Source organism: Falsiroseomonas selenitidurans (genome assembly GCF_012103215.1).
Taxonomy (GTDB): Bacteria; Pseudomonadota; Alphaproteobacteria; order Acetobacterales; family Acetobacteraceae; genus Falsiroseomonas; species Falsiroseomonas selenitidurans.
Genome location: NZ_JAAVNE010000009.1, coordinates 39,875 through 54,608, shown reverse-complemented (window position 1 = coordinate 54,608; position 14,734 = coordinate 39,875). Strand labels below are relative to the sequence as shown.

The following is a 14,734-nucleotide window of genomic DNA, read 5'->3' as shown; positions in this document are numbered from 1 at the left end:
CGCGCGCAACCCCCAACCCGGCTATTCTGGCCGGCATGTCATCCGAAGCCCTGGCACCCCAGCCGGCCCCGATCGCCCCGCGGCGCCCCCGCGCGCCCGGCCCCGCGCCGAACGGCGCCGGCAGCCTGGCGCGGATGCTGGAGGTGCTGGACCTGTTCACGGCGGAGACGCCGCTGCTGCGGGTGGACGACCTCCAGGCCCGGCTCGGCTACACGAAATCAACCGCCTACCGCTATGTGAAGACGCTGTGCGACGCCGGGCTGCTGGCCCAGCCGGCGCAGGGCTGCTACGCGTTGGGCCCGCGCATCGTCGAGTTGGAGCGGCTGATGCGCATCGCCGACCCGCTGCTGCAGGCCGGCGAGGCGGTGCTGCCTTCCCTGGCGGCGGAGGTGCCGAACAGCATGGTCCTGCTGTGCAGCCTGTACCGCGACAAGGTGCTCTGCGTGCATCGGGAGGGGCCGGAGGCGATCCAGGCGGGCGGCCGGTCCATCACCATCCTGCGCGCGCGCGGCCTGCCGCTGCCGCTGTTCCAGGGCGCGGCCTCGCTTGCCATCCTCGCCTGGCTGCCGCCGCACCGCATCCGCGCGCTGTTCCTGCTGCGGCAGGCGGCGATGGCGGCGGCGGGGCTGGGGGCGGATTGGGCCGCGGTGCGCCAGCGCCTGGCGGGCATCCGGCGGGAGGGCTTCGTCGCCACTGCCGGGCGCTTCAACCGGCATCTGGCGGCGGTTTCCGTGCCGGTTCTGTCGCGCGACGGCAGCCAGGTGGCCGGCAGCCTGACCCGCATCATGGCGCTGTCCGACTATGCAGGCCAGGAGCCGGCGCTCCTGGCCCGCGCGCTGCAGGGCGGCGCCGGGCAGGTTTCCGCCCGGCTCGCCTGACCGGCTTCAGCCCGCCGGCTTCTCGATGTTCCAGATCACCGGGAAGCCGAAATCGATCACGCCCTTCAGCTCCCGCCGCCACACCGCCGGGCTGCGGAACTGGCCGGCGATGGGGAAGGTGGCATTCTCGAAGGAAATCTTCTGCAGCTGCGCCGCGTATTCGCGGCGCTTCGCCGGGTCGCTCTCCGCCTCGAATTGCTGCAGCACCGGCGTCATCTCCGGCACGCAGTAGCCCCAGGGCTGGTTGTCCGTGCAGTTGAAACCGACACCCATGTTGGACAGCGGGTTGGCCAGGTCGAAGCCGGTATAGACCACCGGCACGATGTTCCAGCCGCCCTGGTCCAGCGGCTGGCGCTGCACCCAGCGCTGCGCGATGGAGGCCCAGTCGCTGGCCTGCACATCCAGGTTGAAGCCGGCCCGCTTGAGGCGGTCGATCATCACCAGGCCGTAGGGGTTCAGCAGCGGGCTGTCGGCCGGGTGCAGCAGCACCACGCGCTGGTTGGTGTAGCCGGCCTGCTGCAGCAGGGCCTTGGCGCGGTCCAGGCTGGGGTCCGCCACCAGCTCGCTGCCCAGCGTGCTGGAATAGGGCGCGCCGCACATGAACAGGCTGGCGCAATCCGGCTGGCCCAGGCCCTCGCCGAAGCCGGCGCCGGCCAGCACCTCCGTCCTGTCCAGCGCCTGCTGCACGGCGCGGCGCACCAGCACGTTGTCGAAGGGCGGCAGGTAGTGGTTCAGGCTGGCGCAGTACATCAGGGTGGCCTGGCCGCCGGCCTGGGCGATGGTCATCTGCCGGTTGGTGCGCAGCCGCGGCAGGTAGTCCACCGGCGCGTACTCCAGGTAGTCCACCTCGCCGGTCTGCAGCGCGGCCACGCGCAGCCCGGGGTCGGACATGGTGGCCATCTCCACCTGGTTCAGCTTCGGGATCTTGCCGCCCGCCAGCCCGTCCGGCGCCTCGTCGCGCGGCACGTAGTCCGGGTTGCGGCGGAAGCGCGCGCGCTCCCCCGGCACCCAGCTGGCGCGGTCGAACAGGAAGGGGCCGGAGCCCATGATCTCCCGCACCTGCTGCGCCGGCGGCGTGGCGTTGGCGATGCGCGCCGGCATGATGAACGGCACATGGACCGAGGGCTTGCCCAGGGCTTCCAGCACGCCGCCGAACGGCTTTGCGAGCTTCAGGACGAAGGTGCGCGGGTCTGTCGCCGCCAGGCTTTCCGTCGAGCCGAGCAGGCGCCGGCCGATCGAATCGCGGCCGCCCCAGCGCTTGAGCGAGGCGACGCAATCCTCCGCCGTCACCGCGCTGCCATCGTGGAATTTCAGCCCGGGGCGCAGCGTGAAGGTCCAGGTCAGCGTGTCGCCGCTGATCTCCCAGCCCTGCAGCATCTGCGGCTTGTACGCGCCCTTGCCGTCCATCGAGACCAGCGTGTCGAAGACCAGGTAGGCGAAGTTGCGCGTCACGAAGCTGGGGGAGGAGATCGGGTCGAGGTTCTGCAGCCCGACATTGACGATGAAGCGGAAGGGCGCCGCCTGCGCCTGCGCGCGCGAGGCCGCGCCCGCGGACAGGATGGTGATGCCGGCGCCCGCGAGCGCCTGTCGCCTGGTGATCTGCATGATCGGTCTCTCCTGCTTCAGCGGTTTTCCTGGGCGGCCCAGGCCTCGGCGATCTCGGCGCAGGTGGCGAACCACACGCCGTCGAAGCCCTGGATGAACTGGATCATCTCCCGCAGCAGGGCGATCCGGCTGGGGCGGCCGGAAAGCTGCGGGTGCATCACCAGGTGGTAGAAGCCACCCCAGCGATGGATTTCCTTGAACTCCTCCTGCCACACCTCGCGGATGTGGCTGTTGGTCATGATCGGGCGCGGCGTCTTCACGCTGAACAGCACGAAGGGCGCGTCATCCAGGCTCCAGTGATAGGGCAGTTCCACCAGCTGCCGCCCGCCATCCGGGTGCGGCAGGCGGTACGGATTGATGTCGCCCATCATGGAGCTGTCATAGAGGAAGCCGTGTCTTGCCAGTTGCCGCACCAGCTCGTCGGTCGTCTCCCCGGCGGGTGAGCGGTAGCCCTTGGGCACCACGCCCAGCACGCGCTGCAGGCTCTCCAGCCCCTTCTCCATCTCCTCGATGTCCTTCTCCGGCGCGTCCGGGTCGGGCCAGGCGTGGGAGTAGGAATGATGGCCGATCTCGTGCCCCGCCTTCAGGATCATCTCGGCGCGGTCGGTATGGTGTTCCACGGTCCAGCCGGGGATGAAGAAGGTGCCCTTCACGCCGGCATCGCCCAGCGTCTCAAGGATCTTCGGCACGCCGACGCGCGCGCCATAGACGCCCTGGCTCAGCGTGCCGGGGCGGCGGGCATTGGATGGGTCGCGGGACAGCCACAGCGTTTCCGCATCGAAGTCGAAGGTCAGCGCCACGGCGCATCGCGCGCCATTCGGCCATTTCACGCTCATATCCATGCCGGACCCCTTTTGTGGATCAGGCGAGGCGACCGCCATCGATGGGCAGCGCCACGCCGTTGATGTAGCTGGCCGCGTCGCTCAGCAGGAACAGCACCGCCTGCGTCACCTCCGCCACCTCCCCGAACCGCCCGGAAGGATTCCTGGCGCGGAACATCGCCTCCACGCCGGCGGCGCGGTCGCCCAGCTGCTGGAACACGCCGCGCAGCATCGGCGTCTCGATCTGCCCCGGGCAGACGGTGTTGGCGCGGATGCCCTCCGCCGCATGGCTGGTGGCGACGCTGCGCGTCATCAGCACCACCGCGCCCTTGCTGGCGGAATAGGCCGGGAACACCGCATTGCCGATGAGGCCGGAGCCGGAGGCGATGGTCACCACCGCGCCGCCGCCGGCCCGGGCCATGCGCGGCAGCAGCGCGCGCAGCGCCAGCCAGGTGCCCTTCACATTCACCGCGAAAAGCCGGTCCCATTCCTCCTCGGTCACCTCCGCCAGCGGGCGGGTCGGGCCGAGCATCCCGGCGGCGGTGACCAGCAGGCTCGGCGGGCCCATCGCGTCCAGCGCCGCCGCGGCGCGGTCCATGTCGGCGGCGGCCGAGACATCGCCTTCCAGGGCGACCGCACCGGGGCAGGCGGCGGCGGTGGCCTCCAGCGCCGTGGCGTCGCGGTCCATCAGCACCAGCCGCGCGCCTTCCGCAGCCATCGCCAGCGCCGCGTCGCGGCCGATGCCGGAGGCCGCCCCGGTGACCAGGCCGATGCGGCCCGTGAATCTCTCGGTCAGCTCTGCCTCCTGCATGGCGTGTCGCGATGCAGGTTCCGACCGCGGGGCAGGGCGGTCAAGCCGCGCCGGCGCGTTCCATCAAGGCCGTGAACAGACGCGCCCTGGCCGATGCCCGTTCGGCAAACAGGGTTTCGCTGTTGTCGAGCGTGCCGGGCGCGACCGCGCCTTCCGGGGAAAGCCGCGCCCAGTCGCGCAGCAGCGCCGGCGTTGCTTCCGGGTGGAACTGCACGGCGATGGCGTTGGGCAGGGCGAAGGCCTGCACCGTGCCGGCATCCCGCGCCAGCACCTCGGCCTCCGGCGGCGGGATGATGACGTCGCCATGCCAGCGCGGCCAGGGGCCGGCCAGCGCCGGGTCCGCCGTCTCCTCGATGCCCAGCCAGCCGCGGAAGAAGCGGCCCTCCGGGTGGCGGGCCACGGCGCCACCCGCCGCGGCGGCCATCATCTGCGCGCCGAAGCAGATGCCGATGGTGGGCAGGCGGGCCGCCAGCCGGGCCGCGACCATCGGGCGCTGCGCCGCCACCCAGGGGATCTCCGTCTGGTAGGCGCCGCGCGGCGAGCCCAGCAGCAGCACCAGCGGCGCCGCCTGCATCTGTGCCGGCGTCACGGCCTCCGCCGCCACCACCACCAGCACATGGCCCTGCGCGCGCAGCCAGTCGCCGAAGGCGCCTTCCGGCGCGGTTTCGGAATTGCGGACCACCAGGATGTTCATGCCACGCGCTCCTCCCGTCGTCGCAGCCACTGCACCAGGGGCAGGGCGGCCAGCAGCATCCACAGCTTGCCCAGCACCTGGCCGGCCAGCAGGTCCAGGCTGCCGAAGGCCAGCGCCAGGAACAGCACGCTGTCCACCACCAGCCCGACCAGCCCGCTGGCCAGCACCGCCAGCACCAGGCCACGCCGTTGCAGCGGCGTATAGACGGCGAGGTCCGCCACCTCCGAGAACAGGAAGGCCCCGGCCGAGGCCAGCACCAGCGCCGGCGGCGCCAGCAGGGCGGACAGCGCGGTGCCGGCCAGGATGGCGCCGAAGGCCCAGCCGAGGCCCAGCCGGCGCTGCACCAGGTCCCGCAGCACCAGCGCCAGGCCGATCATCAGCACGCCGGACGGCGCCATCACGCCCGGCGCCACCGGGATCAGGCAGGGGCCTTGGGGGATGCAGACCGTGCCGACATGCAGGATCAGCCAGTTCGCCAGCGGAATGCAGGCGGCGAAGCCGAGGAGGAAGGCAAAGCCCTGGGCGCGGCGGTTCATGGGCTGCGATAGCGCTGCCAGCCGGCCCGGCGCAGGTCGCAGGCCGGGCATGTGCCGCAGCCCGCGCCCCAGTCATGCGGCGTGCGGTCGCCGAGGTAGCAGGAATGTGTCAGGGTGCGGATCGCCTCGACCAGCGTCTCGCCCCCCAGCTTTTCGGCCAGTGCCCAGGTCGCGGCCTTGTCGCGCCACATCAGCGGCGTGTGCAGCACGAAGCGGCGTTCCATACCCAGGTTGATCGCGACCTGCAGCGCCTTGATGGTGTCGTCGCGGCAATCGGGATAGCCGGAATAGTCCGTCTCGCAGACCCCGGTGACGATGTGGCGGATTCCCCGGCGGAAGGACAGCGCGGCGGCAAAGGTCAAAAAGATCAGGTTGCGGCCGGGGACGAAGGTGTTGGGCAGGCCGCCCGTTTCCATCTCGATCGCCACCGCCCGCGTCAGGGAGGTGTCGCTGATGCCGCCCAGCGCGCGCAGGTCCAGCAGATGGTCCGGGCCGAGCCGCGCGGCCCAGCCCTCATGCAAGGCCAGCGCCGCGCGCACCGCGTCGCGCACCTGCAATTCCACGATGTGGCGCTGGCCGTAGTCGAAGCCCAGCGTTTCGACATGCGCAAAGCGGTCCAGCGCCCAGGCCAGGCAGGTGGCGCTGTCCTGCCCGCCGCTGAACAGCACCAGCGCGGCGTCTTCCCTCATGCATCCAGCCTTTCCATGGCCCATCGCGCGGACTCCGCCACGGTGGGGTCGGCATCCTCGCACAGCGCCTGCGCCACCGGGCGCAGCGCGGCATCGCCCGCATTGCCGATGGCGATCAGCACGTTGCGGACGAAGCGGTCGCGGCCGATGCGCTTGATCGGGCTGCCGCTGAATTTTGCCCGGAAGCCGGCATCGTCCAGCAGGGCGAGCTCGGCCAGCCGCGGCGCGGTCAGCTCCGCGCGCGGCAGCAATCCCGGCTCGGTGTGAACCCGGGCAAACTTGTTCCAGGGGCAGACGGCCAGGCAGTCGTCGCAGCCATAGATGCGATTGCCCATCAGCGGCCGCAGCGCCGGGTCGATCGGGCCGCGATGCTCGATGGTGAGGTAGGAGATGCAGCGCCGCGCATCCAGCCGGTAGGCGGCGGGGAAGGCATCCGTCGGGCAGGCATCGAGGCAGGCGCGGCAGGTGCCGCAATGGTCACGCTCCGCCGGATCGGGCGCGAGGTCGAGACTGGTAAAGATCTCGCCCAGGAACAGCCAGGAGCCGTGCGAGCGGGAGACGAGGTTTGTGTGCTTGCCCTGCCAGCCGAGCCCGGCCTGCTGCGCCAGGGGCTTTTCCATGACCGGCGCGGTATCGACGAAGACCTTCAGCGGCTGGCCCTTGAAGCGCTGCGCCATCCATTGGCCGAGCGCCTTCAGCCGCTTCTTGACGATGTCGTGGTAGTCCCGGTTGCGGGCATAGACGCTGATGGTGCCGCGATCGCGCCAGGCCAGGCTTTCCAACGGGTCCGTCGCCGGGCCGTAGTTCAGGCCGAGCGCGATCACGCTGACCGCCTCCGGCCACAGCGCCTGCGGGTGGGCGCGCTGGTCGGCGCGCGCCGCCATCCAGCCCATGTCGCCGTGCATCCCCTCGGCCAGGAAGCGGGCGAGGCGTTCCCGCGCCTCAGGGGCCAGATGCGCACGGGCGAAGCCGACGGCGTCGAAACCCAGGCGCAGCGCCTCCGCCCTTATGGCGGCGCCGGCATCCTCCGGCGGCCTAGCCGCGCCCACGGTATGCCGGCACGTCCTGCGGCGGCACCCACACCCCGGCGGGGGCCTCGCCCGTGGCGTAGAAGACATCGATCGGGATGCCGCCGCGCGGGTACCAGTAGCCGCCGATGCGCAGCCATTCCGGCGCGATCGCCGCCACCAGTCGCCGCGCGATGCCGACCGTGCAGGCCTCGTGGAAGGCGCCATGGTTGCGGAAGGCGGTCAGGAAGAGCTTCAGCGACTTGCTCTCCACCAGCCAGTCGCCGGGGATGTAGTCGATGACCAGATGCGCGAAATCCGGCTGCCCGGTCATCGGGCAGAGCGAGGTGAATTCCGGCGCGGTGAAGCGCACGCAGTAGCGGGTGCCGGGATGCGGGTTGGGCACGCGTTCCAGCCGCGCCGCCTCCGGGCTTGCCGGCTGGGTGGCCTGGCCGCCGAGCAGGGTCAGGCCCGAGGTGTCGGTGGAGATTGCGGGGGGGTCAATCGCGGCCAAATTGCGCTAGCCTTGCTGGTGGCGGATCCTGGGCCGGCGCCGGGTGGGGCGGCCGGTGGCGGGTCTGTAGCGCCAAGAGGGGCGCCGCGTATAGAAGAACGGGGGAGCATGGGATGCGGATGCGGGGGTTCGGGGCCGGCATGGGGCTGGCCCTTCTGCTGGCGGGCCTGCTGGTGGGCCCGGCGCGGCCCGGCTTCGCGCAGTTGGCGCCGGAGATGCCGGGCAGCATCACCGCCTATTGCGGTGGCGGGGTGACGGGCGGCGGCGGCGGCACGCGCATCACCTCGGATGGCGAATTGGTCCGGCTGGATCGTGCCCGGTCCGGTGCGCCGCAGACCCTGACCCTGCTGGGCAACGACATCCAGGCCTATCGCCGCTGGAAGACGACGCTGGACGAGGCGGGCTTCACCCGCATGACTGATCTCCGCCCAGGCAATCTGAGCTGTTCCCTGACGCAGGAGGTGCGCGGCCGGCTGTTCGGCCTTGCCTGGCCTGGTGCCGCCCCGCCGAGCCGCATCCCCGAACCGGTGCGGCGGGTGTTCCTGGAGTTGCGCGCCCGGGGCGACTAGGGCCATCTGAACGCATTTCTTGCCCTGGAATCAAAGATTTCTAGAGCAGGAGCAGCGTTCAAGCGAACGCAGCGTGCACGAGAGCCGATTCACCGCAAGCGAAGACGGTCAAACGGCTCCGGCTTATTGTTTTGACGCATTTTCCGAGTCGCCTTGCGAAGCCGCAAGGCTTGAAAATGCTCCGGGTCCTTCAGCCATCCGGCGCCGCTGCCTCGGGCGCCGTGCCTTCCCAGCCGGCGGCGATCGCCGTGGCCTCCTCGGCAAAGCGTCCTGCCAAGATCGCCTGGCGCAGCCGGGCCATCAGGGCTTGGTAGTAGCGGATGTTGTGCCAGGTCAGCAGCATCGGCCCCAGCATCTCCTCCGCCTTCACCAGGTGATGCAGGTAGGCGCGGGAATGGTTGCGGCAGGCCGGGCAGTCGCAGGCGGCATCCAGCGGCACGGGGTCGTCCGCATGCCGGGCATTGCGCAGGTTCAGCACGCCGCGGCTGGTATAGGCCCGCCCGGTGCGGCCGGACCGCGTGGGGATCACGCAGTCGAACATGTCGACGCCGCGGCGGACGGATTCGATGAGGTCGGAGGGCGTGCCGACGCCCATCAGGTAGCGTGGAGCCTGCTGCGGCAGCAGCGGCGCGGTGAAGTCCAGCACGCGGAGCATCTCGGCCTGGCCCTCGCCGACGGCCAGCCCGCCGATCGCATAGCCCTCGAAGCCGATGCCGGCCAGCGCCGCCACGCTTTCGGTGCGCAGATCCTCGAAGACGCTGCCCTGGACGATGCCGAACAGCCCGTGCCCCTCCCGCGCCACGAAGGCCTGGCGAGACCGTGCGGCCCAGCGCATGGACAGGCGCATGCTGTCCGCGGCCTGCTCATGCGTGGCGGGGAAAGGGGTGCATTCGTCGAAGCACATGGTGACATCGGCGCCGAGCAGATGCTGGATTCTCACCGATTGCTCCGGCGTCAGCCGGTGTTTCGACCCATCGATGTGGCTCTGGAAGGTCACGCCATCCTGGTCCAGTTTCCGCAGGCCGGACAGGGACATCACCTGGAAGCCGCCGGAATCCGTCAGGATCGGGCCATGCCAGTCCATCAGCCGGTGCAACCCGCCGAGCCGCGCCACGCGCTCCGCCCCCGGCCGCAGCATCAGGTGATAGGTGTTGCCCAGCACCATGCGCGCGCCCGTCGCCCGCACGGCATCGGCCGTCATCGCCTTCACCGTGCCGGCGGTGCCCACCGGCATGAAGACCGGCGTCGGCACCTCGCCATGCGCGGTGTGCAGCACGCCGGCCCGCGCCGCACCGTCGCGGGCGGCCATCTTCCAATGCAGGGTCACTCGGGCACATCCTGGTCGCAACGGAACAGCAGGCTGCCGTCGCCGTAGGAGAAGAAGCGGTAGTTGTCGCGGATCGCATGCGCATAGGCGGCGCGCATCCGCCGCGTGCCGGCGAAGGCGGAGACCAGCATCAGCAGCGTCGATTTCGGCAGGTGGAAATTGGTCAGCAGCGCATCCACGGCGCGGAAGCGGTGGCCGGGCAGGATGTAGATGCCGGTCAGGCCGCGGAAGGGCGCCACCGTGCCATCCGCCGCCGCGGCGCTTTCCAGCGTGCGCAGCGCCGTGGTGCCCACCGCCACCACGCGGCGACCGGCGGCGCGGGCAGCGTTGATGGCGGCGGCGGTGGCGTCCGGCACCTCGCACCACTCCTGGTGGATGCGATGCGCCCGGGGGTCGTCGTCGCGTACCGGCAGGAAGGTCCCGGCGCCGACATGCAACGTGACGTTCGCCCGGCCGATGCCGCGCGCCTCAAGCGCCGCCAGCAGCCGGTCGGTGAAGTGCAGGCTGGCGGTGGGCGCGGCGACGGCGCCGGGGTGGCGGGCGAAGATCGTCTGGTAGTCCGCCGCATCCTGGGCGCCCGGCCCGCCCTGGCGCTGGATGTAGGGCGGCAGGGGAAGCTCGCCCGCCTGTTCCAGGGCGGCCGCCAGCGCCGCCTGGTCCGGCCCGAAATCCAGCCGGACGGAGCCGGCCTCTGGCGCTTCCAGCACACGGGCCGTGCAGCCGGCCGCACCTTCCACCGCCACCACGTCGCCCTGGCGCAGCCGGCGGGCGTTCCTGACCAGCGCCTGCCAGATGCCGCCGCCTTCCGACCGGTTCAGCATGATCTCGATGCGCGCCGCGCCGCGCCGCGCGTGCAGCCGGGCCGGGATCACCCGCGTGTCGTTCACCACGAGCAGGTCGCCCGGTGCGAGCAGCCCCGGCAGGTCCAGCACGCCGGCATCGGCCAGGCCATCGGGCCGCACCACCAGAAGCCGCGCGGCATCGCGCGGCCGCGCGGGTTCCTGCGCGATCAGCCGGTCCGGCAGCGCAAAGTCGAAATCCGCGGTGCGGAGCGGGGAGGGGGCCTCCGGCATGGCCGCGGCATGTGGCCCGGCCGGGCGGGCTTGTCCAGCATCGCTGTCGTCCATCCGTCACGCCAGGGCGGCCGGGCTTGCGATAGCGTCCGGCGCCCAACTGCCCCCGGAGCCGCCATGCGCCGCCTGTTTCTGCTCGCCGCCCTCAGCTTCGCCAGCCTGCCGGCCCTGGCGCAGCGCTTCGATTTCGTCGCGCTCGGCGACATGCCCTACACCACGGCCAGCGCCCCGGAGGAACCCGCCCGCTACGACCAGCTGATCGACCGGATCAACGCCCTGGCGCCAGCCTTTTCCATCCATGTCGGCGACACCAAGGCCGGCAGCACGACCTGCTCGGACGAGGCGCTGATCCGCTCCGCCAGCCACTTCACCCGCTTTGCCGGCGCCGTGGTCTACACCCCCGGCGACAATGAATGGACCGATTGCCACCGCGCCAATAATGGCGGCTTCGACCCGCTGGACCGGCTGGCGATGATCCGCCGCACCTGGTTCGCCCGTGCCAGCAGCCTCGGCCAGCGGCCGATTACGCTGCAGCGCCAGGCGGACGCCATGGCCGACCGCTTCGCCAGCTTCGTCGAGAATGCCCGCTGGACGCATAACAACGTCGCCTTCGTGACCGTCCACATCGTCGGCAGCAACAACAACTTCGAGACGCGCGCCGGCGCGCCCACGGAATTCGCCGCCCGCGACGCCGCCAACCAGGCCTGGCTGGCCGACAGCCTGGCGCGCGCCACGCAGGATGGCGCGATCGGCGCCGTCATCGCCTTCCAGGCCGACATGTGGGAGGAGCGGACACCGCCGGAGTCGCTGCAGAACGGCTTCGCCCGCACCATCGAGACCCTGCGGCGGGAAGCGGCGCGCTTCGGCAAGCCGGTGCTGCTGGTGCATGGCGACGCCCACCGGCTGCGCATCGACCAGCCGCTGCGCGATGGCGGCCGCCCACCGCGCACCATGGAGAATGTCACCCGGCTGATGGTGATGGGCGCGCAGGAGGTGCACGCGGTGCGGGTGACGGTGGACCCGGCCGAGCCCGGCCTGTTCAGCTTCACCCCGCTGCGCGTGCCGGAAAACCTGGCCGCGCCGCGGTTCTGAACCCGCTGCGCATCGCGTCCCGCCAGGCCGGATGCGCGGCCTGGCGCGGCGACGCCGGCCGCGGGTTTCAGCCCGCCGGGTGCCAGCGGATGAGCCGGCCGAGCTCCGCCGCATCGCCCTCCGTCACGCCGATGACGGCGGAGATGTCGACGCGGCCGCGGCCCGGGATTTCCAGTGTCGGCGGCTCCACATCCACGATTCGAGTGCCCTCCGGTGCCTCCAGATGGCCGGCGGGGCGCGGTTCCTCGGGAGTGGCCGCCTCGGGCTCCTCGGCTGCCGCAGCGCCGCCACGGCCGCCATAGCCGACACCGTCCAGCGGGGCGAAGCTGTAGCGCACCTCCGCCGGCTCACCCTCGGTCTCATAGCGGTAGATGGCGAAGCGTTCCGTCATGCGGCCGGTTCCTGTCCTGTCCGGGTCAGCAACGCCGGCCCGTGGGCGACGGTTGCGACCGCTCAGGCGTGCACCAGCCCGCCCAGCGGCGGAACCTCCGGGCTGTCGGGGAAGGCGCGGGCCACGGCGGCGGCCGGCAGGCGCAGATGGTCGCGCAGCAGGCCCTTGGCCAGGCTGCGCAGGTCGCGGGTCGGCCGCAGGTCGCGATTCTCCAGCAGCGCCTCCGTGCCAAGGCCCGGCCAATCCGCCAGCACCCGCCCGCCCGCCACGGCGCCGCCGACCAGGAAGGCGACGCCCGCCGTGCCGTGGTCGGTACCGGCATTGCCATTGACGCGGGCGGTGCGGCCGAACTCCGTCACCACCAGCACCGCGGTGCGGGCCCAGGCCTCGCCCAGGCCTTCCTGCAGCCGGGCCAGCCCGTCATCCAGCGCGGCGATCGGGCCGCGCAGCCGGCCAGCCTGCTGCACATGCGTGTCCCAGCCGCCCAACTCCAGCGCCGCCACGCGCGGGCCGCGTGCTTCGGCCAGCAGCTTGCCGGCCGCCAGGGCGAGGCGCGGGAAGCTGCCGCGTTCCCGGTCCTGGTCCGGCGCGCCCAGGGTCTGGCTGGTGAAGCCGCGGCTGCGCATGCCCTCGGCGAAGGCCTGGTGCAGCTTCGGGTCGGCCTGGTGCAGGCCCGCCAGGCGGTACATCAGGTCCGGCGCCGGGCTCTCCACCTCGCCGGGGGCGTAGCTGCCCACCGGCACGGCGCCGCGCAGCAGCAGCGGCACGCCGGTGCCGATGGCCATGCCCGCGCCGGTCTGCTGCGCCGCCGGCAGGCCCTGCAGGGCGCGGTTCAGCCAGCCGCTGGTCAGGCGCTGCGGATTGCCCGATTCCAGCAGGTCCTGCGCCTCGAAATGGCTGCGGCTGCGATAGGGGCCGGCCACGGCGTGCAGCAGGCTGGCCTGGCCGGCGGTGAACAGCGCGTGCAGATGGCTGAAGCGCGGATGCAGGCCGAAGCGTCCGCCGAGGTCCAGCAGCCCGCCTTCCCGCCCGGGCTCCGGCAGCACCAGCGGCGCGCGCAGGGCGGCCAGGCCGGGGTCGGCATAGGGCTGCACCACGAACAGCCCATCCATGGCGCCGCGCAGCAGGATGACGACCAGCCGCCGCTCCCCGGGCGCCTGGGCGAAGGCGAGGCGGGCGCGGCCGAGGGCGAAGGTGGCGCCCAGCCCCAGCAGCAGGCCGCGACGGCGGAACGAGGGATGCGGGCTCATCGATGCATGAACTCCGGGCTGGCCAGCAGCAAGGTCAGCGCATCGCGCGTCGATCCGGCGCGACGCATCTCGGCCACCGTCTCCGCCCGAGCGAAGGGGCCGAGCGCGGCCTCGGTGACCGCGGCCAGATCGGCCCGGGCGAAGCGGCCGGCCAGGCGATAGGCCCAGTCCACCCGCCGCATCAGCGCCTCCGGCGTCGCCCATTCGGCGGCACGGTCCGGCCAGCCATTCGGCTGCGGTGCCGTCCACAGCGGCTGGGCGAGCTGGCCCATGCCGTTGCGCACCAGATCGCCCTGCGTGCCCGTCAGCCCCAGCGCCCGGCCGGCCGCCAGGGTATAGTCCGAAGGGGTCCGGAACTTGGTGAGTGGCGGGTCCCAGGCCTCCGGCAGCTGCACCAGGGCGCGGCTGGCGGCGCCGAGGTCGCAGTCGCTCTCGCGCAGCACGCGCTCCAGCGCGGAGACGGCGGCAGGCGGCGGTGTGTCGGCGACGAAGTGGCGGGCGAGCTTCACCGCCAGATGCCGTGCGGTGGCCGGATGCCGCGCCAGGACGCGCAGCGCCGCCTCCCCGCCCGCCTCGCCTTCCGCGAAGCGCTGGCCGAGCAGGCGCTTGGGGCCGGGCTCATGCGCCGCCGGCCGGAACTGGAAATCGTGTGGCGGCCGGGCGTTGTTCACGCTCCAGCCTGTCAGGATCCGCGCCAGCTCCTGAACATCGCCCTGCGTGTAGCCGCCGGCGGGCGAGAGGGTGTGCAGTTCAAGAATCTCTCGCGCCAGGTTTTCATTCAAGCCGCGCCGGATGCGCTGGCCGGCGGGGCTGTCCGGCCCGACGGAGGCGGTGTTGTTGAGGTAGAACAGCATGGCCGGGTGCCGCGCTACGGCGAGGACCATGGCTTCGAACGGGCCGGTGAGATGCGGGCGGATCGCCCGGCGCTCGAAATCCCCGATGAGCAGGGAGACATTGCCGTCCCGCCGGCTAACGGTGAAATGGTTCATCCAGAAATCGACCAAACGTTCGCGGAAAGGCTGCCCGGTCGTCAGGCGGCGCTCGGTCTGGGCGCGAATTTCGGCCTGCATGAAGTCGATCAGGGCAGCCTGGGTCGCTGCCCGGTCGCCCACCGGGTCACGCGGCCGCCGGGCCTGCTGGAAGGCGATGCGAATAGCCATGGCATCGGCGATCGGCGCCCCCTCCGGCCCCGGCGCCGGCTTCTCCAGCTGCTCAAGCAGCCAGGCGCGCGGCTCGGCCGGTGGGGACTCGCCCAGGCGAAGCCCGAGGCCGAAGCGTATGGCGGCGATCTGACCCTGGACACTCATGCAGCCCCGCATAGCACGAAGCCCGCCGCCGGCGGAGCGCCGCTTGGTGACATAGCGTGACCCGGCGCTTGCAAAACCGTCAGGGAAAGGGCATGTCCCGCCGCGAGAAGCCTAGACTTGGACAATTTGCGCGGGCGGCAACGGGCGGTGGCCCGGTGACGGTCCCGCTT

Annotated in this window: 16 protein-coding genes; 3 read left to right on the top strand and 13 right to left on the bottom strand. The window is 71.9% G+C overall.

The window, feature by feature from the left end:
* Window positions 1–35: 35 nt before the first annotated feature.
* The gene (locus HEQ75_RS07780; RefSeq protein WP_168028967.1) at window positions 36–878 is read left to right on the top strand and encodes an IclR family transcriptional regulator; all 843 of its coding nucleotides are present in this window, start codon (window positions 36–38) and stop codon (window positions 876–878) included.
* Window positions 879–884: 6 nt separating this feature from the next.
* Here the strand turns inward: HEQ75_RS07780 and HEQ75_RS07775 are convergent, their stop codons facing one another.
* From HEQ75_RS07775 to queF, 8 genes are read right to left on the bottom strand one after another with little or no spacing between them, the layout of a single operon-like run.
* Window positions 885–2,483, bottom strand: coding sequence for an ABC transporter substrate-binding protein (locus tag HEQ75_RS07775; protein WP_168028965.1), 1,599 nt, complete (start codon window positions 2,481–2,483; stop codon window positions 885–887).
* Between the two features lie 17 nt (window positions 2,484–2,500).
* Window positions 2,501–3,325: a polysaccharide deacetylase family protein gene (locus HEQ75_RS07770; RefSeq protein WP_168028963.1), complete on the bottom strand. Its 825-nt coding sequence runs from the start codon at window positions 3,323–3,325 to the stop codon at window positions 2,501–2,503.
* A 19-nt stretch (window positions 3,326–3,344) separates the two neighbouring features.
* Window positions 3,345–4,115 (bottom strand): SDR family NAD(P)-dependent oxidoreductase, encoded by a 771-nt coding sequence (locus HEQ75_RS07765; RefSeq protein ID WP_168028961.1) that lies wholly within the window; start codon window positions 4,113–4,115, stop codon window positions 3,345–3,347.
* A gap of 40 nt (window positions 4,116–4,155) precedes the next feature.
* On the bottom strand, window positions 4,156–4,809 hold the full coding sequence (locus HEQ75_RS07760; protein ID WP_168028959.1) for a glutamine amidotransferase-related protein: 654 nt from the start codon (window positions 4,807–4,809) through the stop codon (window positions 4,156–4,158).
* Window positions 4,806–5,345, bottom strand: coding sequence for a VUT family protein (locus HEQ75_RS07755; protein WP_168028957.1), 540 nt, complete (start codon window positions 5,343–5,345; stop codon window positions 4,806–4,808). The genes HEQ75_RS07760 and HEQ75_RS07755 overlap by 4 nt, the downstream gene beginning before the upstream one ends.
* Window positions 5,342–6,034 carry a 7-cyano-7-deazaguanine synthase QueC gene (queC, locus tag HEQ75_RS07750; protein ID WP_168028955.1) on the bottom strand — a complete coding sequence of 231 codons (693 nt, stop codon included), beginning with the start codon at window positions 6,032–6,034 and terminating at the stop codon, window positions 5,342–5,344. The genes HEQ75_RS07755 and queC overlap by 4 nt, the downstream gene beginning before the upstream one ends.
* Window positions 6,031–7,083, bottom strand: a complete 1,053-nt coding sequence (gene queG / locus HEQ75_RS07745) for a tRNA epoxyqueuosine(34) reductase QueG (RefSeq protein ID WP_328733480.1) — start codon at window positions 7,081–7,083, stop codon at window positions 6,031–6,033. The genes queC and queG overlap by 4 nt, the downstream gene beginning before the upstream one ends.
* Window positions 7,070–7,546 (bottom strand): preQ(1) synthase, encoded by a 477-nt coding sequence (gene queF, locus HEQ75_RS07740; RefSeq protein WP_407925889.1) that lies wholly within the window; start codon window positions 7,544–7,546, stop codon window positions 7,070–7,072. The genes queG and queF overlap by 14 nt, the downstream gene beginning before the upstream one ends.
* Window positions 7,547–7,674: 128 nt before the next feature.
* Between queF and HEQ75_RS07735 the strand changes: the two genes are divergently transcribed.
* Entirely contained in the window at window positions 7,675–8,124 is a 450-nt protein-coding gene (locus HEQ75_RS07735) for a hypothetical protein (RefSeq protein ID WP_168028951.1), read from the top strand.
* A gap of 190 nt (window positions 8,125–8,314) precedes the next feature.
* Here HEQ75_RS07735 and tgt read toward each other — a convergent pair whose 3' ends face one another.
* Together tgt and queA are read right to left on the bottom strand one after the other, a co-directional pair.
* On the bottom strand, window positions 8,315–9,433 hold the full coding sequence (tgt, locus tag HEQ75_RS07730) for a tRNA guanosine(34) transglycosylase Tgt (protein ID WP_168029130.1): 1,119 nt from the start codon (window positions 9,431–9,433) through the stop codon (window positions 8,315–8,317).
* Between the two features lie 14 nt (window positions 9,434–9,447).
* A complete protein-coding gene (gene queA / locus HEQ75_RS07725; protein ID WP_168028949.1) occupies window positions 9,448–10,524 on the bottom strand; it encodes a tRNA preQ1(34) S-adenosylmethionine ribosyltransferase-isomerase QueA in 1,077 nt (358 codons plus the stop codon).
* A 117-nt stretch (window positions 10,525–10,641) separates the two neighbouring features.
* Between queA and HEQ75_RS07720 the strand changes: the two genes are divergently transcribed.
* The gene (locus HEQ75_RS07720; RefSeq protein ID WP_168028947.1) at window positions 10,642–11,616 is read left to right on the top strand and encodes a hypothetical protein; all 975 of its coding nucleotides are present in this window, start codon (window positions 10,642–10,644) and stop codon (window positions 11,614–11,616) included.
* 67 nt (window positions 11,617–11,683) lie between these two features.
* Here the strand turns inward: HEQ75_RS07720 and HEQ75_RS07715 are convergent, their stop codons facing one another.
* From HEQ75_RS07715 to HEQ75_RS07705, 3 genes are all read right to left on the bottom strand, one after another.
* Complete coding sequence (locus HEQ75_RS07715; RefSeq protein ID WP_168028945.1) at window positions 11,684–12,007, bottom strand: hypothetical protein; 324 nt, start codon at window positions 12,005–12,007, stop codon at window positions 11,684–11,686.
* A 62-nt stretch (window positions 12,008–12,069) separates the two neighbouring features.
* A complete protein-coding gene (locus tag HEQ75_RS07710) occupies window positions 12,070–13,257 on the bottom strand; it encodes a DUF1501 domain-containing protein (protein WP_168028943.1) in 1,188 nt (395 codons plus the stop codon).
* Window positions 13,254–14,564: a DUF1800 domain-containing protein gene (locus tag HEQ75_RS07705; RefSeq protein WP_168028941.1), complete on the bottom strand. Its 1,311-nt coding sequence runs from the start codon at window positions 14,562–14,564 to the stop codon at window positions 13,254–13,256. Before HEQ75_RS07705 ends, HEQ75_RS07710 begins: the two co-directional genes overlap by 4 nt.
* Window positions 14,565–14,734 lie beyond the last annotated feature (170 nt).